This is a genomic window from Sporichthya polymorpha DSM 43042 (genome assembly GCF_000384115.1).
Lineage (GTDB): Bacteria > Actinomycetota > Actinomycetes > Sporichthyales > Sporichthyaceae > Sporichthya > Sporichthya polymorpha.
The window spans coordinates 1,716,321-1,736,394 of sequence record NZ_KB913029.1 but is presented as its reverse complement, the minus strand read 5'-3'; the positions used below and the strand labels follow the sequence as shown (position 1 = coordinate 1,736,394).

General features: G+C 70.5%; 21 protein-coding genes. 12 read left to right on the top strand and 9 right to left on the bottom strand.

The window, feature by feature from the left end:
• The first annotated feature begins 75 nt into the window (after positions 1–75).
• The 5 genes from SPOPO_RS0108535 (at position 76) to SPOPO_RS34280 (ending at position 4,872) form a co-directional block, all read left to right on the top strand.
• Positions 76–909: a hypothetical protein gene (locus tag SPOPO_RS0108535; protein WP_019874367.1), complete on the top strand. Its 834-nt coding sequence runs from the start codon at positions 76–78 to the stop codon at positions 907–909.
• Between the two features lie 146 nt (positions 910–1,055).
• On the top strand, positions 1,056–1,556 hold the full coding sequence (locus SPOPO_RS0108530) for a SigE family RNA polymerase sigma factor (protein ID WP_019874366.1): 501 nt from the start codon (positions 1,056–1,058) through the stop codon (positions 1,554–1,556).
• On the top strand, positions 1,553–2,863 hold the full coding sequence (locus SPOPO_RS35085; RefSeq protein WP_019874365.1) for a hypothetical protein: 1,311 nt from the start codon (positions 1,553–1,555) through the stop codon (positions 2,861–2,863). The genes SPOPO_RS0108530 and SPOPO_RS35085 overlap by 4 nt, the downstream gene beginning before the upstream one ends.
• A gap of 460 nt (positions 2,864–3,323) precedes the next feature.
• Positions 3,324–3,647 (top strand): hypothetical protein, encoded by a 324-nt coding sequence (locus SPOPO_RS34285; protein WP_156869707.1) that lies wholly within the window; start codon positions 3,324–3,326, stop codon positions 3,645–3,647.
• A 1-nt stretch (position 3,648) separates the two neighbouring features.
• A complete protein-coding gene (locus SPOPO_RS34280) occupies positions 3,649–4,872 on the top strand; it encodes a hypothetical protein (RefSeq protein WP_156869705.1) in 1,224 nt (407 codons plus the stop codon).
• 55 nt (positions 4,873–4,927) lie between these two features.
• Here SPOPO_RS34280 and SPOPO_RS32560 read toward each other — a convergent pair whose 3' ends face one another.
• Entirely contained in the window at positions 4,928–5,992 is a 1,065-nt protein-coding gene (locus SPOPO_RS32560) for a tyrosine-type recombinase/integrase (RefSeq protein ID WP_019874362.1), read from the bottom strand.
• 624 nt (positions 5,993–6,616) lie between these two features.
• Positions 6,617–6,928, bottom strand: coding sequence for a putative quinol monooxygenase (locus tag SPOPO_RS0108505; RefSeq protein WP_003941073.1), 312 nt, complete (start codon positions 6,926–6,928; stop codon positions 6,617–6,619).
• A gap of 108 nt (positions 6,929–7,036) precedes the next feature.
• On the opposite strand from SPOPO_RS0108505, the gene SPOPO_RS0108500 reads away from it, so the two are divergent.
• From SPOPO_RS0108500 to SPOPO_RS0108485, 5 genes are all read left to right on the top strand, one after another.
• Entirely contained in the window at positions 7,037–7,978 is a 942-nt protein-coding gene (locus SPOPO_RS0108500; protein ID WP_003941078.1) for a GlxA family transcriptional regulator, read from the top strand.
• 428 nt (positions 7,979–8,406) lie between these two features.
• Positions 8,407–8,700, top strand: a complete 294-nt coding sequence (locus SPOPO_RS35580) for a sigma factor (protein ID WP_028984620.1) — start codon at positions 8,407–8,409, stop codon at positions 8,698–8,700.
• An 8-nt stretch (positions 8,701–8,708) separates the two neighbouring features.
• Positions 8,709–8,906 carry a sigma factor-like helix-turn-helix DNA-binding protein gene (locus SPOPO_RS35575; protein WP_019874361.1) on the top strand — a complete coding sequence of 66 codons (198 nt, stop codon included), beginning with the start codon at positions 8,709–8,711 and terminating at the stop codon, positions 8,904–8,906.
• A gap of 67 nt (positions 8,907–8,973) precedes the next feature.
• Entirely contained in the window at positions 8,974–9,351 is a 378-nt protein-coding gene (locus SPOPO_RS34275) for a hypothetical protein (protein WP_156869703.1), read from the top strand.
• A 95-nt stretch (positions 9,352–9,446) separates the two neighbouring features.
• Entirely contained in the window at positions 9,447–10,277 is an 831-nt protein-coding gene (locus tag SPOPO_RS0108485) for a MerR family transcriptional regulator (protein WP_156869702.1), read from the top strand.
• On the opposite strand, the gene SPOPO_RS0108480 is transcribed toward SPOPO_RS0108485, so the two are convergent.
• Both SPOPO_RS0108480 and SPOPO_RS0108475 read right to left on the bottom strand, forming a co-directional pair.
• Entirely contained in the window at positions 10,278–11,288 is a 1,011-nt protein-coding gene (locus SPOPO_RS0108480) for a phosphotransferase (RefSeq protein WP_028984619.1), read from the bottom strand.
• A 16-nt stretch (positions 11,289–11,304) separates the two neighbouring features.
• Positions 11,305–11,703, bottom strand: a complete 399-nt coding sequence (locus SPOPO_RS0108475; RefSeq protein ID WP_019874358.1) for a hypothetical protein — start codon at positions 11,701–11,703, stop codon at positions 11,305–11,307.
• 168 nt (positions 11,704–11,871) lie between these two features.
• Between SPOPO_RS0108475 and SPOPO_RS32555 the strand changes: the two genes are divergently transcribed.
• Entirely contained in the window at positions 11,872–12,708 is an 837-nt protein-coding gene (locus tag SPOPO_RS32555; protein WP_051098322.1) for a collagen-like domain-containing protein, read from the top strand.
• Between the two features lie 92 nt (positions 12,709–12,800).
• Here the strand turns inward: SPOPO_RS32555 and SPOPO_RS0108460 are convergent, their stop codons facing one another.
• The 4 genes from SPOPO_RS0108460 to SPOPO_RS32545 are packed head-to-tail and all read right to left on the bottom strand — an operon-like array spanning position 12,801 to position 18,053.
• Positions 12,801–13,889, bottom strand: a complete 1,089-nt coding sequence (locus SPOPO_RS0108460; RefSeq protein WP_019874357.1) for a TIGR03857 family LLM class F420-dependent oxidoreductase — start codon at positions 13,887–13,889, stop codon at positions 12,801–12,803.
• Positions 13,886–15,739 carry an NAD-dependent epimerase/dehydratase family protein gene (locus SPOPO_RS32550; protein ID WP_084670938.1) on the bottom strand — a complete coding sequence of 618 codons (1,854 nt, stop codon included), beginning with the start codon at positions 15,737–15,739 and terminating at the stop codon, positions 13,886–13,888. Before SPOPO_RS32550 ends, SPOPO_RS0108460 begins: the two co-directional genes overlap by 4 nt.
• On the bottom strand, positions 15,736–17,397 hold the full coding sequence (locus SPOPO_RS0108450; protein WP_156869700.1) for a PEP-utilizing enzyme: 1,662 nt from the start codon (positions 17,395–17,397) through the stop codon (positions 15,736–15,738). The genes SPOPO_RS32550 and SPOPO_RS0108450 overlap by 4 nt, the downstream gene beginning before the upstream one ends.
• On the bottom strand, positions 17,394–18,053 hold the full coding sequence (locus SPOPO_RS32545) for a TetR/AcrR family transcriptional regulator (RefSeq protein WP_019874354.1): 660 nt from the start codon (positions 18,051–18,053) through the stop codon (positions 17,394–17,396). The genes SPOPO_RS0108450 and SPOPO_RS32545 overlap by 4 nt, the downstream gene beginning before the upstream one ends.
• Positions 18,054–18,231: 178 nt before the next feature.
• Here SPOPO_RS32545 and SPOPO_RS28455 point away from each other — a divergent pair, with 178 nt between their 5' ends.
• The gene (locus tag SPOPO_RS28455; protein ID WP_019874353.1) at positions 18,232–18,873 is read left to right on the top strand and encodes a collagen-like domain-containing protein; all 642 of its coding nucleotides are present in this window, start codon (positions 18,232–18,234) and stop codon (positions 18,871–18,873) included.
• Between the two features lie 154 nt (positions 18,874–19,027).
• Here the strand turns inward: SPOPO_RS28455 and SPOPO_RS0108435 are convergent, their stop codons facing one another.
• Entirely contained in the window at positions 19,028–20,074 is a 1,047-nt protein-coding gene (locus SPOPO_RS0108435; RefSeq protein ID WP_019874352.1) for an alanine racemase, read from the bottom strand.

Here is a 20,074-nt window from a genome sequence, read left to right as displayed (position 1 = left end):
TTGGCACTACCGCGACACCGTGGGGCAGCTCGGAAACCGGACGACACGACCGGTGGAGTGCAACAGAATCGGCGGGTGGAATCCATCGAAGCGGATCGCGCCGCTTGGGCGGTAGCGAAGATTGGGCGCGCACGGCAGCACGGGCTGGAGCTCCAGGGTCGCCTCGCGACTTGGGCCGCCATCGCAAACCCGCGCCCGGTGGCAACGATTTCCAGCGACCGTTTGAGCTGGGAAGTCCGCCTATCAAAGTTCGACCCACCCCCTCTCCTCGAATGGGCCCTGATCCTCGGGGACGCCATTCACAATCTCCGCGCAGCGCTGGACGTTCTGGTGTGGGCGCACGCCGACGAAGCAGGCCTTACGACAGGCCAGGCAAAGAGCATCGCCTTTCCCGTCTGGACGGACGAGTCCGCATGGAACCAGAAAGCGGACCGCACTCTGAAGGGCGTGCCGCTCGATGTGGTCGCGCGGATTCGCCAGTGCCAACCCTTCGAGCGCCCGGCAGAAGAACGATCGAGCGACCCTCTGGTCATCCTGAGCGACCTCGATAATCGTGACAAGCACCGGCTCGCTCTCACGACCATTGCGGAGCTTCATGAGGCGAAGTGGCAGCACGCCGTGGAGTTCGCAGATGAAGAAGCCAGCCGCCGCAACGTGCCTCCCAACGTCACCGTCCACTCCGCTTGCCTCGAACCGTCCGCACTACTCCTGTCCGGAACCACCGTTGACCCCGTGGATCGGGTCGCGGGCAATAGGGCTCTGACGTGGCAAGTAGGCATCGATCCGGGCAACGGCTTCATCGGGTTTGCTCAGCTGATCGAGGCGCTGGCGTCATACGTGCTGACGGTCGTTGCCCACGTCGCGATCGGGTCGGCGGCGGCACAACGGGGCGAGCATCCAACTGGATAACTACGGCGGCGGGTTTGCGTCCCAAGCCCGGACATATCAGCTGTTCGGACGCATTCTTTGACCGATCGGACCAGACCGGATTTCTCATCTGGACGGCAACCTGGAGGTTGGTGCATTCCGTGGAACAGGGTGCCGAAGGAGAATCCATGGAACTTGCTCAGGACGCCGAGTTCGCGGCGTTCGTGATCGCCGCTCAGCCGCGGCTGCACCGCACGGCCTATCTGATCTGCGCGGACTGGCACCGCGCGCAGGACATTGTGCAGACCGCCCTCACGCAGATGGCTTCCCGCTGGGAGCGGCTGCGGACGGGCGAGGGGCCGGCGGGGTACGCACATCGCGCGGTGGTCAACGCGGCGATCGACGAGCGTCGTCGGCCGTGGCGGCGAGAGCACGCGACCGACACGCTGCCCGACCGGGCGTCCGCCCCGGATGACGGCCTGACTCTCGAAGTGCTCGCCGCCCTGGCCGGGTTGCCCGCGCGGCAGCGGGCGGTCGTCGTGCTCCGCTACATCGAGGACCTGGACGTGGAAACGACCGCGCACCTGCTGAACATCTCCACCGGCACCGTGAAGAGCCAGTCCGCCAAGGGCCTGGCCGCGCTCCGCACCCTGCTGACCAACGGCGCCGACGAAGGAGTTCTGCGATGAACGACGACCAGATCATCACCAAGCTGCGCGGGGCCGCCGTGGACGTGCCCCCGGCCACCGCCGCCACCGTGACCGCTGTCGCCGCTGGCGGCCACCGACTGCGGCGACGCCGGCAGGCTACGCAGATCCTCGGCTCCGGCCTGGCCATCGCCGCTGTGCTGGCCGTGGGTATCCCCACCTTGAGTGCGCTGGACGGCGGCGAAGGCCTCAACACGGTCACCGCTGCCGGCGACCCCATGACCAAACCGCAGCCTGGGGTCAATGGCGCGCCCGGGGCGGGGGAGGCGCTGGCGAACGAGAAGGCCAACCTCGGGGTGCTGCTCAAGGCGCTCGGCCCCGATTGGCGCGCGTCCGACGACCAGGTTGGCGGCGCCGTGGTCGAACCGCGGGCGGGCAGCACCGCCGCCGACACGTTGCCCGATGGCTACGCCGCACGCGCCTCGATGATGGTGTTCAACACCGACGGCAGGTCTGAGTTGTCGCTGGACACTGTCTGCAAGCCGCTCGCCGAGAAGGGGCTGGTGAGGAGCGGCTGCACCGACATGCCGGCCGCCGACGGCAAGACGGTCCAATACGCGGGACCGGTGGGCGATCAGGCCGCCAGCCCCTGGAGTTCGGCGATGTACTACTTCGGCCGTTCTGACGGTTCGTTGGTCCGCATTGAGTTCGTGGCCCGCAGTAACGCAGACGAGGTCAGCGCGGGGCAAGAGCAGCGCGCCATCGAGTGGATGGAGCGGTACAAGAGCGCGCTGGCCGAAGCGGTAACCGATGACGGGGTCATGCCCCGTGCCCTGGCAACCGGATCTACACCGACGGCGCCGAGGATCGCCGACCACGACGGCGACCTGTTCCGCATGCAACAGGCGCTCGGGCGCAACTGGACCCTGTACGACGGCAAGCTCGGGCTGGAGCCAAACTGGCCCGAATACAAGGAACTCCCGGAATTGCCGCACGGCTACTGGGACGCACCGGCGGACATCACGACGATCAGCAAGTCAGCGTTCGACGCTGCGTGCAGCGCCGACGCCGGCGCGACGCCATGCGAGAAGCGCACAACGAAGGACGGATCCGAGGTGTACGTGCGGTCCTGGGCCGACCGAGACGCCACGAGCGGAGAGTACGTCGGCGAGAGCGCGGCCTACCTGATCCGCGAGGACGGCTCAGTCCTACTCGCCGAGGTGAAGTTGCACAGCGTTCAGGAGACCAAGGTAGAAGACTCCGATCAGGTGGCGGGGATGCGGACTTGGCTGACGAACCTGCAGGCCCGGTTGATCAAAGCCGTAACCGACCCTGCGATCACGGGCTGAGTCTGCCGCGCATGTCCACGGAGGGCGGGCTGAAGGCGTTGAACGGCCTAACAGGTCAGGCGCGCGTGGTCGAGCGCGTCACGCCGACGGCCGAGTTCGTGACCGCCGTCAGCGGATCGAGCGACCCGAGACAGCCCGCTGGAGAAGGCGGTCAGCGCATCGGTGGGAAGGTCGTATCCAATCGGGGGTGCGCAGACGAGGCCAGGAAGGCGATCAATGGCAGCGCCGATCTAAAAAGCGCACGCCCAGCGAGTCTGCGGGCCGCCACTCTCATCGCCGGAGTCCTAGCGCTGACGGCGTGCGGACCGGCCGACGCCGACCGCGCGGCACCAGCCGGGTCCTCGACCGCAGCGCACGACGCGGCCTTCCCTGGAATCGCAGCACGCTGCAAAGAACCCCGCCTGGGACCACCGAGCCGAGCGCGCCAGTGCTTGCGCCCGATCCGGAGGGGTCGAGGTACATGGAGAACAACGGATTCAAGCAAACTGAACCTTTGACGCCGCAGGCTCGCTGCCGCGGCGAGGCGCATGCCGAGCGCGTCCGAATCGCACTGGGCCAATTCGGCGCCGAGCTACCCGGAAGCGAGGCAGACCTCAAATCTGCCTTGACGGACTTGGGCTACCCAAATGCCAGCGTGTACGCCACCGGCAACGACCTCGCCTTCTCGTTCATCGTGGCGGGCGCCGGCCCGTGCATCTCCGGAACATTGGGCGACTCAGTGAGACTTCTCCCCCACGGGGTGTACCTCGAAGGCGGCTGCAGCGAGCCGCGCGGCGGTCACTGACATGAATCTGCCCATCTGGATGATCGCGGCCTTGATGTTCGGAAGCGCTGCATGTGGCTCCGACCAGTCCCGAGCGACCCACCCCTCAACGCCCGCGACGCCGATCGTGTCGACGGTTCCGACGCCGGGAACACACGCCACAACTCTCGACCTGAGCATCGACGACGCGGTTCCCGCGAGCGGCGACGCGCCTTTACGCGAACTGGAGTCCCTATCGCAAACCCGCGAACACGATGTACGGGTTGGAATCCTCAGCGTGACACCCCAGGGTTCAGTCCTCGCGAAGGTCGGGCTGCCCGACATTGTGCAAGGCGGCGAGATCCGACTGCGCCAAAGCAGGATCGAAGTCATCACCCCCGGCGGAGCCTCGCTCAAGATCCCCGGTAGCGATGGCGCTCGGCCGCGACAAGCGGTATGGGGAGACTCCGACGAGCGAACGCTGGTGTGGATGGAAACCACCAGCACCGACCTTTACACGGACGGGTGGGTCATCCTCGCCCACGACCTCGCTTCCCGGAAGACGCGCGTGATTGCCAAAGCAGTCAGCGACAAGACCCCCAGTGCACCAAATGGAACTGTTCCGTTCCTCGCCAACGAACGCGTGTACTGGCAAGCCGCCGAGTCCACCGGCGATAAAGACCGCCCGGCCCGGGCGCACATCTACTCCCGCGACCTCACCGGGAGCCAGCCCGTCCGGCGGGAAGTGTCGAACGCGAGCGACCTGTCTGTCGACGGTCAAACGATGTTCTACGTCAAGTCCCGCTTCGTGGATCCGCGTATCCCGCACGGCGAAGTTCAACTACACCGGCGGGACCTCGCGACCGGCCATGACGAAACGCTGCGCACACTCGAGCTCGGCGACAACGAGCGTCTCGCCGGCCTCAGTTCCGCAGACCGAGCCGTCGCGTGGATTACGCGATCATTGTCGCCGGCAGACGAAACGCAAGAGAGCTCGACGATCACCCTGCTCGACGGGGACGGATCCGAGACCCGCATTACCGGGACGAATATTTCATTCGCCTATCCCGTCCTGACCCACGACGTCCTGGGATGGGATGGGGGCGACCAAGGCGGCCAGTGGATCTTCGTTCGACAACACAACCGAATCGTCGACCTGGGTTCCGCGCCAGGTCTCGCCGACGTGAAAGCCGCGGGCGCGCACGTGGTCTGGCGCGAGGGCGATCGCTGGCGATTCGCACTGGTCACAGCCGGATCCCGGCCCTGAGAACGAACACGCTCGCACTGCAGTGAAAGGCACGTCGACCCGCGACGAAGCCGGCTCACTGAGTGACGAACTGAGTGACAATCGCGCCGCTCAACCGCGGTCCACCACACACATCCGCGGACGTTCGCACGGACCGTAAGCTGCAGTGTTTCCAGGCGGGAGCCCTGCTTTCTGTAGATGGCATGGAAGGGGTCAGGGGTTCGAGTCCCCTCAGCTCCACCGATCGAAAGCTCAGGTCAGCGCCTCCTCTGGGGGGCGCTGCGTCGTTTCCCGGGTCGGATGAAGCCTCCGGAGTCAGCAGAAAGTCAGCAAAGACGGCGCGGACGCGCTCGCGTCGGTCGGCCGACGGATGCGTGTAGCGGTTGAGCGTGGTGGAGACCTGCTCGTGGCCCATGGCGGCGGCGACGTCGTTGATGGGCACACCGTCAGAGATCAGCCACGTCGCATAAGAGTGTCTGAGGTCGTGAAACCGGACTCCGCCCACGGCGTTCCTGGCGACCATGCGGACGGCCTCTTTGTGGCTCGCGTACTCCTCGGACCGGGTCACCCCGGCGGCGTCAGTCCACTGCCCGCAGAAGCGCTCGCCATCGAGTGAGACGACCTCGCCGAGCAGGCCTGTCCGGACGAGTGCCGGGCGCCAGACCCGGGAGCGGAACATACTGCGGCGCAGCGGCCCGCCCGCCTCGTTGGCGAAGATTTCGTCGACCTCGCGGGTCGGGAAGGCCTCGCGGTGATCCTGCAGCGCCTGCACGACGAATCCGGGGAGCGGGACCTCGCGACGACCGGCCTTGGACTTGGGGTACGGCTTGATCAGCACCAACCCGTTGACCTCGGTCGCCACCCGCAGCACACGCAGCACGCCCTCGTCGAGATCCACCGCTTGCCAGCGCAGGCCGAGGCACTCGCCCCAGCGCAGACCGGTACCCGCCGACAGGGCGACCAGCGCCCGGTAACGCTCGGGGATCTCCGGCAACAGGCGCGCGAACTCTTCGCGGGTGAGGAACTGGTCGGCGACGTCGCGCTTGCGGTCACGGGGCAGCCGGATTCCGTCGCAGGGATTCTGGCCGATCAGCCGGTCCCGCGCAGCTGAGCGCATGACCCCGTTCATGAGCCGGTGCACTTGGGCGACGCTTGCTGGTGCCAGACGGGTGAATCGCCGCCCTCGACGTCTATCTGCGGACCGACGCGCCCGGCCGACCTACACCGTCAGCTGAGAAGACCCCTGAAACGTCGTCGACGACGACGGGACCGGCGAGGAGGAGGGCGCGGTGAGCTAAAGGAATGGAGCTTGCTCGGCTTCGACGCCGCCGCAAGCTCCGGTGAAACGGTCGGTACTGGTCGGTTGTCGTCGGTCACCACCGGATGGCGGCGTCCCCCACGCTCGGCGTTTGCGCAGGTCAGCGGCTCGTTCGCCCAGTGGGCGCATCAAGCGATAGACGCAAAGCCGACGTGATTAGGTCGTCGGTTCGATTCCGACAGGCGGCTCCGGCGAACAGCCCCTGACCTGCGGAAACGCAGGGCAGGGGCGGTTCGGTTCTGGTGGTCGCGCGATGCGCTGGCCTCACGGCTCTGCCGGACGCCGACGTCGCTCTCCTCTGCGACGGACCCCTCGCCGGCTGAGCGCTCGCGGCCGGCATCCTGCCCGTGTGTCGATAGGCCTCGCACCGCTCGGCAACGCAGCGTGGCGTTGCGTCGCGACCTGGCGACGGCTCGGCGGGGCGCGATCGTCTCGTGCGTTGGCGGACTACGGGAGCTTGGACGCGAGGACGTCGGCCGCCAGGATCTCGGGTGCTGCGCCGAGGAGGTGCTGGTTGGCCATCAGGGCTGCGACGATGGCGCCGTTGGCGTGGGCGTCGCGAGCGGCCTCGTCGGGGAATGCATCGAAGATCCAGAAGGTGTCGGCGTGGGTCCTGACCGCGAACCAGACAATCGTTCCTACTTCTTCGTTGGCGAGCGCGACAGCGCCGGCGAGCAGATCGGCGAGAGCGTCGTGCTGTCCATCGGCCGCGACGATCTTGGCGACGAAGGCATACGGAAGTGATGCGGGGGTGGACATGAGGGGTTCCCCTAGGTGTCGAGGTTTCTTGGTGAAGCGAGTTCAACGTATGACGAGCAAGGGCATGTGAGAAGTGGCGTATACGGCAGTATTGCTATTGTTCGCGCCATGCGTATCGGACTGATCGCGATCGACGGCTGCTTCGGTTCGGCTGTCGCGTCGGTCATCGACATCGTGCGGGTGGCCGACGGAGCCCGCGGCGATGTCGACCCGCGGATCGACCCGATCGAACTCGCCATCCTCGGACCGAAACGGAGAGTGACCACGACGGCATCGATGACCCTGTCGGTGGACCACCCGCTGTCGGAGTCCGCAGAGTTCGACGTGGTCGTCGTCCCTGCGCTTGGAACCCTCACGGCCGCCGCTACCAACGACGCCCTCCAGAGCCGAGATGCTCGTTCGGTCATCGCCTCGCTCGGGCGCCTCGACGACGCGACCACCCGGATCGCCGCGGCGTGCACCGGCGTGTTCGCTGTCGCCGAGACCGGACGGATGCATCATCGGCGGGCGACGACCAGCTGGTTCCTGGGGCCGGAGTTCCTGAAGCGCTATCCGACCGTCGCCCTCGATCTCGACACCATGGTCGTGGTCGACGGGAACCTCGTCACCGCCGGCGCCGCGTTCGCCCACATCGACCTCGCGCTCTCACTCGTGCGATCGATCAGCCCCGACCTGGCCCAACATGTCGCCAAGCTCCTCATCATCGACGAGCGTCCGTCGCAGGCGGCCTTCGTCGCCTACGAACATCTCCGGCACGAGGACCCGATCGTCGTCGAGTTCGAACGCTTCGTGCGCGCCCGCCTGGACGAACCGTTCAACGTCGCCTTCGTCGCGCAGTCGCTCGGCACCAGCCGGCGCACCCTCGAACGACGAGTCCGTGCGGCGCTCAACCTCACTCCGCTCGGCTTCGTCCAACGGCTTCGCATCGAACGAGCTCGGCACCTCTCAGCAACCACGGACCTCACCTCCGCCGAGATCGCGCTACGGGTCGGCTACGCGAACGCCGAGACTCTGCGCTCCCTCCTGCGTAGGGAGCGACGCCGTTCCTGACCTATCGCCATGCCTGTAGCCGGTGTCCTAGTGCTCGACTGGAACCACCTCTCAGCACGTCGCGACGACGCTCCTGCGTCGCCCCTGGACGACCCACTCGACACGCCCGCAGCACAGGCCATGTGACGTGTCCCGGCTTCCCGGACGGTCGGGGTTGGGTGGCTGTGATGTCGCTGCGTTCTCGTCGAGGGGGTCAGCAAACTCGATCAGGGTCGATTGGGATGAGACGCGAAGGCGGTCAGGTCAGGGCGGCCGAAGCCGGCCGGCGGGGTAGCGTCGGTCACGTCGAGGTCTTTCGGATGGATGGCGTAGGAACCTCCATCGTCGGGAGACCTCGACGTCTATCTGCGGACCGACGCGCCCGGCCGACCTACACCCTCATCTGGGAAGAGCCGGATTCCGTGGAACAGGGTGCCGAAGGAGATTCCATGGACCTTGCTCACGACGCCCAATTCGCGGCGTTCGTGCTCGCCGCTCAACCGCGGCTGCATCGCACTGCATATCTGATCTGCACCGACTGGCACCGCGCCGAAGACATCGTGCAGACCGCCCTCTCCCAGATGGCCTCCCGCTGGGAGCGACTGCGGACGGGCGGGGGTCCCGCGGGGTACATGCACCGTGCCGTGGTGATGCCGCGATCGATGAACGACGGCGGCCGTGGCGGCGAGAGCACGCGACCGAAACGCTGCCCGACCGGGCGTCCGCCCCGGATGACGGCCTGACCCTCGAAGTGCTCGCCGCCCTGACCGGGTTGCCCGCGCGGCAGCGCGCGGTCGTCGTGCTCCGCTACATCGAGGACCTGGACGTGGAAACCACCGCGCACCTGCTGAACATCTCCACCGGCACCGTGAAGAGCCAGTCCGCCAAGGGTCTGGCCGCGCTCCGCACCCTGCTGACCAACGGCGCCGACGAAGGAGTTCTGCGATGAAAGACGACCAGATCATCACCAAGCTGCGCGGGGCCGCCGCGGACGTGCCCCCGGCACCGCCGCCACCGTGACCGCTGTCGCCGCTGGCGGCCACCGACTGCGGCGACGCCGGCAGGCTACGCAGGTCCTCGGATCCGGCCTGGCCATCGCCGCTGTGCTGGCCGTGGGTATCCCCACCTTGAGTGCGCTGGATGGCGGCGAAGGCCACAACACGGTCACCGCTGCCGGCGACCCGATGACTAAACCGCAGCCTGGGGTCAATGGCGCGCCCGCGGCGGCGGAGGCGCAAGCGAACGAGAAGGCCAACCTCGGGGTGCTGCTCAAGGCGCTCGGCCCCGATTGGCGCGCGTCCGACGACCAAGTTGGCGGCGCCGTGGTCGACCGCGGGCGGGCAGCACCGCCGCCAACACGTTGCCCAACGGCTACGCCGCACGTGCCTCGATGATGGTGTTCAACACCGGCGGCAGGTCTGAGTTGTCGCTGGACACTGTCTGCAAGCCGTTCGCGGAGAAGGGGCTGGTGAGGAGCGGCTGCACCGACATGCCGTCCGCTGACGGCAAGACGGTCCAATACGCGGGACCGGCGGGCGATCTGCGGCGCTACCACGAAGGCGGCCTGCTCGAGCCCGCTCACGTCGACCCGGCCAGCGGCTACCGCTACTACTCCGGCGACCAGATCCCGACCGCCCAGGTCATCCACCGGCTCCGCGAGCTCGGCATGCCCCTGGTCGAGGTCGGCGAGGTGGTCGCGGCCGCCGATCCGGACGAGCGGGCCGATCTGCTCGCCCGCCACCTCGCCCGGATGGAGGCCGAGCTCGACCGCACCCGCGCGGTGGTCCGCTCACTGCGCCGGCTCCTCCTGCCAGAACCCGCGCCGCTCGACGTGGAGCTGCGCCAGGTGCCGGCACGCTCGGTGACGGCTGTCCAGGGGACCGTCGACCTCGACGATGTCCTCGCCTGGTACGCCGACGCGATGGCCGAGCTGGATGCAGTCCTCCTCGGCGCGGCCCAGCTCGGAGCCGTCGACGCCGGCCCGCCTGGCGGCGTCTACGCGAACGAGCTGTTCACCGAGGGCCGGGGCCACGTCCTGGTCTACCGGCAACGGGCGGACCCCCCGCTCTCGGGGCGCGTGGAGTCGGTGACCTTGCCCGCGGTCGAACTGGCCGTCACGGTTCACGTGGGCGCGCACGACGACATCGATGTCACCTACGGCGCGCTCGGGAGCTACGTGACCGAGCATCAGCTCGCGGTTGCCGGCCCGGTGCGGGAGAGCTATCTGGTGGGCCCCCGGGACGGCGCGCCGCCGGGCGCGTGGCGTACGGAGATCGGCTGGCCGGTGTTCCGGGTGTCGGCCCTCCCGGCTGACGACTGATCAGACGGCCAACGGTTCCGGCAGGAGCCGGGCGAGCCAGTGCAGCGGTGCGGCGGCGAGCTCTCCGGCCCGGCGCTCGCCGGTCGTCGCGAGGACGCCGATCCAGGACACCGCCCGCCCGATCTTCGCGCTCTGCCTGGCGAGGTCGAGCGTCCGGACCAGGTCCGGGTGCGAGCCGAGGTCCGCGAACTCGGCGAGGTAGGCGTCGCGGACGCGGAGCACCTCGGACGAGGTCGGACCGAGGCCGGCGCCCTCGGGGTCGGTGAGCCAACTCAGCACGACCAGAAGGCTCGCGAAGGGGTGACCGACGACCGCGTCGCCCCAGTCGTAGGTACGGGCGCGGTCGACATCGCCCTCGGGGCAAAGCAGGTTCCACGGGTGCAGGTCGTTGTGGTCGAGCGTCGACGGCACTCCGGACGACGCCAGGTCCTCCGCCCACCCGGCAACCGTCGGCCGGAGGTCGCGCAGACGCTCCAGCGTCGCGTGATCGGCCGGGTCGTCGCGGGTAGCCACGTACTCGGCCACGTCGGCGAGGCAGTCGTCGAACCGCGCCGGCAGCGAGACGGGGCGCAGGTCCGGCAGGCCGAGCCCCAGGAGGTCCGGCACTCGCTCCGACAGGCGGCGTTGCAGTCGGGCGTAGCCGGGAAGCGCCCGGCACAGGGCGTCGATCAGCGCCGGCCCGGTGGCGAGTTCGCCGAGCGGGGTACCCCCGTCGGGCAGCAGCAGCCACCGGCGGTCGGCGTCGACGGCCAGCGGATGCAGCACGTCCTCCGGAGCGGCCTTGACGAGCCGGGGGTACAGCCCGACCTCGAAGGCCGTCCCCGCACCCGGCGCCTTCAGCCACACCGGGCCGCCGGTCGTCGGGATCCGCAGCACCGTCGCCCAGGCGCGCAGGTGGGGTTGGGTGACCTCGCCGGTCCGGCTGAGTCCGTGGGCGGACAGCCGCTCGTCGGCCCACGCCGTGGCTTCGGCCCGCCACTGCGCCGTCGACCAGACGGCCAAAGAGGTCATCGCGAATGACCGCCCGTCAGTCGGCGGGAAGGTAGCGGGTGTACCGGTCCGGGCCGGTCCGGACATAGAGCTCGGGCGCGCAGGGCAGGGCCGGATCGGCCGCGAGTTCCTCCGCGGTCCGCATCGCGGCGTGCACGGTGGACTGCGGCCACACCGGCGGGTACTGAAACGCGGGCAGCAACGGGTTCGCCGGGTCGTCGTTGGCCTCCACGCCGGTCAGGTCCGTCACCGACGCCCGGAAGTCGTGTCCGCACCAGGTGATGCGGTCGCCGACGTCCTCGCCCGGGAATGACCCGTACGTCATCCGGAACCACACGGACCAGCCGAGCAGGCCGAGGAGGACGGCGAGCGCGAGCCCGCCGACCGGCACGAGCAGGCGGGGACGCCGGCGCGGTCGGCTGTCGGGGAACGCCACGTGTCCCAGTTTGGCCGATTTCGGCGGCAAATGAGTCGTCGAACGGTTGGTGCAGAGTGCGGCCGTACGTGTGGTTGAGCCCCGCCCCCGTGATGTCGATCTCTCTCCTGCGTCGCCGCCGTTCCGCGCGGACGACGGACACCACATTCCACGGGGAGTCCCATCTTCATGCGTTCCAACCTCACGGGCCTGCGCGCCCGCCGCGCCGCACTCGTCGTCGCGCCCCTCTCGCTGCTCGCCGTCGCCGCCCCGGCCGTCGCCCTGGCCGCCGGCGCCCCCCCGTCGAACGACACCTTCACCGGCTGCCTGGACAAGTCCTGGATCGGCGCGGGCCAGATCTCCAAGGTCAAGGCGGGCGTCAAGCCGCTCGTCAAGTGCTCCGGCGACGAGACCCAGATCAGCTGGAACGCCCAGGGCGTCAAGGGTGAGCAGGGCCCGCGGGGCGAGCAGGGCCCCGAGGGTGCCCCGGGCCACCAGGGTGAGCAGGGCGAGACCGGCCCCGCGGGGCCCGCCGGTGAGCAGGGCGAGACCGGCCCGGCGGGTCCCGCCGGCGAGCAGGGTCCGGCCGGTGAACAGGGTCCGGCCGGCAAGGACGGCCTGAGCGCGTACGAGCTCGCGGTCGAGAACGGGTTCGAGGGCGACCTCGACGCGTGGCTCGAATCCCTCCAGGGCACCGTCGTCTCCGACGAGGGCCAGGTCGGGGCTCCCGGCAAGGACGGCGTGAACGGCAAGAACGGCGTCGACGGCAAGGACGGCAAGGACGGCGTCTCCGGCTACCACCAGGTCACCGTGAAGAAGACCGTCGGTGCCGGCAAGGACGCGACCGTGACCGTGAGCTGCGACAGCGGCCGCGCGCTCGGTGGCGGTAGCTGGTCCAGCAACGAGGCGATCGACCAGCGTTCGTCCGCGCCGACCAACACCGGCAAGGGCTGGCGGGTCAGCATGACCAACCTCGGCAACAAGGCCTACGACGTGACCGCGTACGCGATCTGCGCCAAGGTCTGACGCATCGTCTGACGCATCGTCTGACGCATCGTTTGATCAGCGAGCGGGCCGGGACCTTCGGGTTTCCGGCCCGCTCGCTGTCGCGTGCGGTCTCAGTCGGCGGCGCGGTCGCGCCACGCCGCGACCAGGGCGGCGTTCTCGCCGGCGGTGCTGCCGTAGAAGCAGATCTCGTCGGCCCCGGCGGCGCGGTAGGCGGCCATCGAGGCGACGCAGTTGTCGATGGACCCCGTCAGCGAGGTCGGGTACATCCACTCGTCCGGCACGAGTTTCGCGACCTCCAGCAGCTGGTCGCGGTGGAAGTGGTGGTCGACCCGGTCGGGGTCGCCCGCGACCAGCGGGTGCTCGCGAATCGGGTCCGCGAGGCGCCGGTCCCACCCGTTGACCCGGGCGTACGCCTCGGCGAGCCCAGGCTGGCCGAGGTAGGTCACCATCCGGGCGTGCATGTACGCCCGGGCACGTTCGTCGTCGAGCTCGGGCGCACTGACCATCGGCACGACGACGCGGAGTGACGCGGGGTCACGTCCCACTTCCTCGCACGCCGAGCGCAGGTACGACACGGAGTTGTGCACCGCCTCGAGCGTCATGAACGGCTGCAGGTAGACGCCGTCGAACCCGGCGGTCGCCGCGACGCGGCAGGCCTTCGGACCGCCCAGGCACACCGAGTAGATCTCCGGTGCCGGGCCGGGATAGGTGTCCGCCATGTGCAGGCCGCGGTACGAGCCCGCCGGGCCGTCGTAGTCGACCGACTCCCCGGCCCAGAGCCGCCGCAGCAGGTCCGGGTAGTCCGCCAGCTCGGCGAAGCTCATCTCCGTCAGGTTCGCGTTCTGCACATAGGCGCTCATGCTGCGGCCGAGACCGAGGGTGAACCGCGGACCGAACGCGGAGTGCATCGTGGAACCGAGCGCCGCGGTCAGCAGGAGGTTGCGCGAGCGCGGGAACAGCGCCGCCGTCCCGAGCTTGAGCCGCGTCGTCCGGGCGGCCATCCCGCCGAGGAGGACGCCGGCCTCCTTCAGGTCGTACCGCTCCGAGAGCCACAGCCTCGCGATGCCGACCCGCTCGGCCTCGACGGCGTCGGGTACGACCTCGGCAGAGCTGCGCAGCCGACCGCCGCGGACGTAGAGGCTGACGTCCTCGGCGGCGGGCGCCAGGTCCGTGGCGGGAGCCAGGTCGGTCGCGGTCATCGGGTTCCTCCGGTCACGAGGGCGCTGGTCGATCCGCTCACCGACACCGTGGCCGGCAGGACCAGCGCGGCCAGGCGCTGCTGCTCGGCACGACGGGTCTCGACGAGGTCGGTGAGGTCGTGCCCGGGGGCGAGCAGTTCGTCCCACGTCAGGTGCGCGACGTCCGCCGGGTCCTTGACCGCGCCGGCGACGACGAGCCGGTCCGCGCGTTCGCGGACGAGGGCGGCCAGTGCCTGGGCGAGCGCGTGCACGACGCGCTCGGCCCGCATCCGCGCCCGCGAGTGCCCGCCGTCGTCGCGGACGTCAGCCGCTGACGCGGCGTTGGGTGACACTCCGTCAGGGAACGAGGTGAGCAGGTGCGCGAGGTCGCCGAGCTCGTCGCCCTCCAACGCGGCGCCGATCGCCGCGATCGCCCAGAACCACGCCAGGTCGTCGAGTACGAGGCCGAGGACCGCGTCGAGCCGGACGTCCGACAGGGACGCCGGGTCCGCCGCGCGCTCGAGCGTCTCCGCGGCCCAGCCGGCGATCCGGGCGACCTCGCGGCCGTACGCCCGTCCGACCACGCGCCGACGGCCGCCGGAGTGCTCGACGGCGTAGGCGACGTCGTCGTTCACGTAGAGGCGGTGGGCCACGCTCGCCGCCCCGGCGCCGCCGAGCTCGTGCCGGACCTCGGGCGCCCCGCCGAACGCGTCGAGCATCCCGGTCGAGGCCGCGCGCAGCAGGTGCAGGTGCGTGCTCAACGTCAGGGCGGCCAGCGGCGCCGGCCCGCCGAGCCGGCTGACGGTCGGGTACGCGAGCGGGATCGGCGAGTCGAGTTCGCCCGCCGGTGCGCCGAAGTCGGGCCGGCCGGCCGGCGCGTCCGACACCACGGCCCCGGGCCGGTGCGTCGGGAACCGCAGTCGCCACGGCACCTCGACGCGGCGCCTGGCCACCGCCGTCACGCCGCTGACCGCGCGCCGCAGGTCGACGACGCCGTCGGCCGTCGACCACGCGCACTCGAAACCCCAGACCTCACGCAGCCGGGTGGTGTCCATCCGCGGCAGGTAGGAGATCCCCGCGGCCTCACCGGGCGTGATGTCGGCCAGGTCGTGCTTCCAGGCGAACTCGATCGCCTTGAGCGCTCGCGACGCGGAGGTCTCGACGTACTTCTTGCCGAGCACCTCGGCGATGGTTCGCAACGGGAGGAAGTCCGGCGGTGCGACGTTCACCGGGCCGGGCGGGCCGGACTCGCACGCGGTCGCGAAGAAGCGGCCGATGTCGTCCTGGTGGATGAGTTGGTAGCGGATGTCGACGCCCTTGATCCCGACGATCGCGGGCGCCGCGAAGATGTCGAGCAGCAGGTTGTCGATGTTGCGGCCGACGGTGACACCGGTACGCGCGAGCACCGCCTCGACGCCGGAGTCGAGGATGACCTGCTCGGCCGCCTTCTTGTCCGTCCCGTAGACGTAGTCGGGCGAGGGGCGCTGCTCGTGCTCCTCGGTGAACAGCGGCGGGTTGTCGGGGTTGGCGCCGTAACTCATCGCCGAGGACGCGAACACCAACCGCCGAGCACCGGTGCGCTTCATCGCCTCACAGACGTTCGCGGTGCCGCCGACGCTGATGCGGCGTGAGAGTTCGCGGTCCTTGACCGGGGTGACGACGAACGCGAGGTGGCACACGACCTCGCAGCCGTCCATCGCCGCGGTCAGCGCCTCGAGGTCCGTGACGTCCGCGGGGGCGAAGCGCGCCCCGGCGGGCAGGGCCTGCGGTGGTCGGCGTGCCACCGCCACGACCTCGTGCCCGGCGCGCGTCAGCCGCTCCACCACGCTGCGCCCGTAGACGCCGGTCGCTCCTGTCACGAGGACTCTCATCCGGTTCCCCTTCCCGGGTCGCGTTCGAGCACCTGCAGGATTCCGGCGTCCCCGTCGAGCCGGACCAGGTCGCCGGTCCGCACCCGGCGGGTCCCGTCCCCGGTGCACGTCAGACACGGGATGCCCAGTTCTCGCGCGACGATCGCGGCGTGGCTCATCGTGCCCCCGAGATCGACTGCCACTCCGGCGGCGAGGTGGAACAACGACGTCCAGCCCGGATCGGTCGACCGGCACACGAGGATCTCGCCCGGCTCCAGGTCGTCGGTGGCCGGATCGACCACCACCCGCGCGCGTCCGGTGTCGACACCGCCGCCGACGCCCTCGCCGGTGATCGGCTTGTCGACCGGCGCGTCCGCGGCGGGCGTGTCCCCGATCGCGTCGTCGGCCGGCGCGAGGGGGATCCGCGGCGGTGGCCCAGTGAACTTGTCGGGCAGGTCGGTGGTCAGGTAGTCGGCGCGGATCGCGGCCCGCTCGGCGGCGAGGGTGCGCAGGTCGTCGGGCAGCCGAGGCGCGGTGAGCTCGTCGTAGGTCAGCCCGAAGACGTCCTCGGCGTCGTCGAGCCGGCCGGCCGCCGCGAGTTCCCGACCGATCGCGCGAGCCGCGAGACGCGCGCCGTCCAGGCACTGCGTGTAGTTCGCCTTCCCGATCTCACGCAGCGGGATCAGCGTCCGCGCGATCCGCAGGACGAGTCGCGCGCCCGGCGCCCGCATCCGGCCGAGCGCGGCGAGCAGTTCCGCCTCGGCCGTCTCCCGCACCTCGACCTGCCGTCGCTCCGCCAGCGCGGGGTGGGCGTCGGGACCCAGGCCGGCGTAGCGGCGGACCAGCGCGTCGAGCGGGCCCGGATCCTCGCGCCAGACGCGGCTCGCGAGCTGGCCCTCGTCCGGTCCGTGGAAGCCGTGGCGCAGGAGGAAGGTCGTGCGGTCGAGCCGGTCGTGGGCGAGGTCCCAGAGGTCGGTCACCAGCCCGGTCTCGAGCATCCCGGCGTAGCCGGTGACCAGGCGGTGCTGGAGGCCGTGGCGGTCGGCGTTCCGGACGAGCAGCACGACCTGGTCGTAGACCGCCTGGGCGAGCATCGAACTGAGCACGCCGAGGGAGAACGCCCGCGTGTACCGCCGCCGCGCGTCGGCGAGCAGCGCGGTCGCGTCGGGCAGCGACGTCGGCGGTGCCAGCACCGCGCCGCGCCACCACTCGACGATCTCCGCGCGCAGCGCGAGCGAGTCGCGTCGGAGCCGGGTCGCGGTCCGCGGCATCCGCAGCGCGATCGTCGGCAGTCGGGACAGCGTCGGGTGGTTGACCGCGTCCGGCCGGACGACGCCGAACAGCTGCGCCTCGACGGCGTTGGCCGACGTGCCCGGCGTCCGGTCGCCGATGCCGCGCATCGCCTCGATGTTCGCGACGGTCCGGCCGTAGAAGGCGACCATGAACCGGTCCTCGGCCCGGTCGTTGAGGCGGACCTCGTCGGGGCGGAGCACCCCCATCGCGGCGAACGCCTGCCGGGCCGCGAGCTCGACGGCGTCGTCGACGAAGGACCAGTTCAGCGCCGTCGAGACGCCAGGGATCGCCTCGGACACGTTGCCGGGCGACCACAGCACGTCCGGATCGGTGGCCACCCAGTGGAGCGGGTTCGCCATGCCGGTCCGCACACCCGCTCCGCTCATGTGCCCTCCACCCAGCCGCGCAGGCCGGTGATCAGCAGGTCCAGCCCGGCGCTGAACTCCGCGTCAAAGTCCCGGGTGGCGAGCCGGCCGGCCAGCCCCACGACGTTGGCGAACTCGTCGCCCGGCAGGGTCGTGATGCCCGGGAGCGCGGGGCGACCCTGTGCGGCCCGCGTGCTCAGCCCGATCTCCCGCTGGCAGGCCCCGACCGTGTACGAACTCAGCGTGCTGAACGCGCTGATCACCTGCGCATCCTCGAGCCCGGCCTCCCGCAGCGCCGCGAACACGACCTCCGCGCCGCGGTAGGCCGAGACGCCGTCGAGCCGGTGCGCGGCGACGATCGGCAGCAGTTCGGGGTGGGCGAGGAACGCCCGGCGGGTGGCGTGAAAGACCGCCGCCACGCGGTAGGCCCAGTCCCCGTCCCCCGGGGCGGGCAGGTCGAGCTCGGCGAGCAGCCGGTCGGCGAGTGCTCCGAGCAGGTCGTCCTTGGTCGGGACGTAGCCGTAGAGCGTCATCGCGCCGACGCCGAGCGCCCGCGCGAGCTTGCGCATGCTCAGGCCCTCGAAGCCCTCCGCGGCCACCAACGCCTCGGCCGCCTCGACGATCGCGTCGAGCGTCAGGCGCTCGGTGGCGACGCGTGCAGCCGCGCTGGCGGGCATCGACCCTCCCGGTTTCGTACGCGTACCGTACGCGTACGTGTCGACCGTAGAGCGCCGCCCGGCGCAGGTCAACGACCGGGATCTTCAGGTGAGGGCCGCGGCGGCCGATGACTCCTCGACACGGCGCGGTTCTCGCGGCGGCCGCTCGGGCCGCCCCTCGCGCCCCGGGGAGACACCCATGGCCCGTCCCGCCCGCACGCTCGCGCTCGTCGCCCTGCCCGTCGTCGCGATCGCCATCACGGCGCCGACCGTCGCGATCGCCCTGGACTCCTCGCCCTCCCCGGTGATTCAGGGGTGCCTGCGGCCCGACGGTTCGATCGACAAGGTCGCGGTCGACCCAGCAAACGCCCCGGACTGCTCGGCGGAACTGCTCAAGCCCGCCGGCACGGTGATCAGTTGGAACCAGCAGGGCCCGGCCGGAACCAACGGCGCCAACGGGACGAACGGGACCAATGGCAAGGACGCGTACCAGGTCGCGAAGGCGAACGGCTTCCCCGGCACGCAGCTGGAGTGGCTGACCTCCCTGCGGGGCCTGCCGGGCGCGCCGGGTGCGAAGGGGGCCGACGGCAAGGACGGCGTCTCCGGCTACCGGATGGTCGTGGCCGAGACCAAGGCGAAGGCCCGGACGTCGGCGACCTACACGGTGAAGTGCTCCGGCGGCCGGGTCGCGCTCGGCGGCGGCATGAACGGCACGGCGGAGATGATCCTCAACGGCTCCGGCCCCACCGCCGACGCGAAGGGCTGGACGGTCCGGGTGACCAACGTCGCCACCAAGAAGGCCCCGATCTCGGTCTACGTGACCTGCGCCTTCAAGGCCTGAGCCCGCGCCCCCGGGTCGCGCCCCCCGGGTCGCGCCCCGCGCGCCGCACCCCTCGGGTCGCGCTTCACTCGCCGGCGCCAGGCCTCACTCGCCAGGCCGGGCGAGTAAGGCCTGTCCCTGGCGAGTGAAGCCACACCCCCGGGAGCGAGGCGGCTCAGACCTCGACGATCTCGTCGAAGGTCGTGGTCGTCATGCGGGTCTCGACGTCGAGGTAGTCCCCGACCGCGGGCGGTTCGACGCCGGCGGGGAGCCAGAGCAGCGAGACCTGCATGTGCGGCGGCTCGGCGAACCAGCGCTGCTTGCCGGCCCAGGTGAACGGGCTCAGTGTCCGGTTGAACGTCGCGAGAGTGCCCTCGCCCGCGATTTTGACGCGGGTCATCAGCCCGGCGACCGGCTTCGGGGCGGACAGGCCGACGCCGTGCGCGGTGCCGCCGGCGACCACGACGAGGTGGCCATCGCGCGGAGCCTTGCGCTGGCGGTAGCCGTACCGGTCGCCGCGGGCGAGCTTCTCGACGTCGAGGACGCGGGCCTTCGGCCGCAGCGCGCCGCGGTCGCCGAGCCAGAGCTTAGTCCCGACGCGGGCACGGAATGTCGTCTCGGGGAACTGCTTGCCCAGGCCGGCGACCTCGGGGCCGGACAGGTGGCTGACGTAGATCGTCGCCGCCGGCAGCTTGGCCGCCTTCAGCCGCTCGACCCACGTGGCTACCTCGGTGACCGGGTGCGCGCCGCGGGGGCGGTTCATCGGGAGATGCAGGGCGAAGCCTTCGAGGCGCACGTCGGAGAGCGCGGCGGCGAGCCCGGGCAGGTCGTCGGCGCCGACGCCGTGGCGGCGCAACGACGTACGGCACTCGACGACGACGCGCTTTCCGGCCAGCGTGGCAGCGGCCTCGGCGGTGGCGACGGTGTGCACGACGCGGCCGAACAGCGCGATCGGCAGACCCTCCGTCGGGTCCCCGGGCAGATGGGGCGTCAGGACGACGACCTTGGAGAAGCCCTCCGCGCGCTCGGGGAGCCGGCGCGCCTCGGCGAAGGTGCCGACCGCGAGGGTGTCGGCGCCCAGGGTGAGCGCCTCGTCCACGCAGCGGTCCATCGTCAGGCCGTAGCCGTTGCCCTTCGCGACCGGGACGAGGCCCGGGATGTCCGCGTCGATCTTCTGCAGGTGGGCGTCGAAACGCGCCCGGTCGATCTCGAGCCGGAGCAT

Bases quoted from the DNA above. Each gene is read 5' to 3' on its own strand.
- SPOPO_RS0108530 (WP_019874366.1), top strand. From the start codon at position 1,056: ATGGAACTTGCTCAGGACGCCGAGTTCGCGGCGTTCGTGATCGCCGCT.
- SPOPO_RS35085 (WP_019874365.1), top strand. From the start codon at position 1,553: ATGAACGACGACCAGATCATCACCAAGCTGCGCGGGGCCGCCGTGGAC.
- SPOPO_RS34285 (WP_156869707.1), top strand. From the start codon at position 3,324: ATGGAGAACAACGGATTCAAGCAAACTGAACCTTTGACGCCGCAGGCT.
- SPOPO_RS34280 (WP_156869705.1), top strand. From the start codon at position 3,649: ATGAATCTGCCCATCTGGATGATCGCGGCCTTGATGTTCGGAAGCGCT.
- SPOPO_RS0108505 (WP_003941073.1), bottom strand. From the start codon at position 6,928: ATGTCCACCCCCGCATCACTTCCGTATGCCTTCGTCGCCAAGATCGTC.
- SPOPO_RS0108500 (WP_003941078.1), top strand. From the start codon at position 7,037: ATGCGTATCGGACTGATCGCGATCGACGGCTGCTTCGGTTCGGCTGTC.
- SPOPO_RS35580 (WP_028984620.1), top strand. From the start codon at position 8,407: ATGGACCTTGCTCACGACGCCCAATTCGCGGCGTTCGTGCTCGCCGCT.
- SPOPO_RS0108485 (WP_156869702.1), top strand. From the start codon at position 9,447: ATGCCGTCCGCTGACGGCAAGACGGTCCAATACGCGGGACCGGCGGGC.
- SPOPO_RS0108480 (WP_028984619.1), bottom strand. From the start codon at position 11,288: ATGACCTCTTTGGCCGTCTGGTCGACGGCGCAGTGGCGGGCCGAAGCC.
- SPOPO_RS32555 (WP_051098322.1), top strand. From the start codon at position 11,872: ATGCGTTCCAACCTCACGGGCCTGCGCGCCCGCCGCGCCGCACTCGTC.
- SPOPO_RS0108460 (WP_019874357.1), bottom strand. From the start codon at position 13,889: ATGACCGCGACCGACCTGGCTCCCGCCACGGACCTGGCGCCCGCCGCC.
- SPOPO_RS32550 (WP_084670938.1), bottom strand. From the start codon at position 15,739: ATGAGAGTCCTCGTGACAGGAGCGACCGGCGTCTACGGGCGCAGCGTG.
- SPOPO_RS0108450 (WP_156869700.1), bottom strand. From the start codon at position 17,397: ATGAGCGGAGCGGGTGTGCGGACCGGCATGGCGAACCCGCTCCACTGG.
- SPOPO_RS32545 (WP_019874354.1), bottom strand. From the start codon at position 18,053: ATGCCCGCCAGCGCGGCTGCACGCGTCGCCACCGAGCGCCTGACGCTC.
- SPOPO_RS28455 (WP_019874353.1), top strand. From the start codon at position 18,232: ATGGCCCGTCCCGCCCGCACGCTCGCGCTCGTCGCCCTGCCCGTCGTC.
- SPOPO_RS0108435 (WP_019874352.1), bottom strand. From the start codon at position 20,074: ATGCTCCGGCTCGAGATCGACCGGGCGCGTTTCGACGCCCACCTGCAG.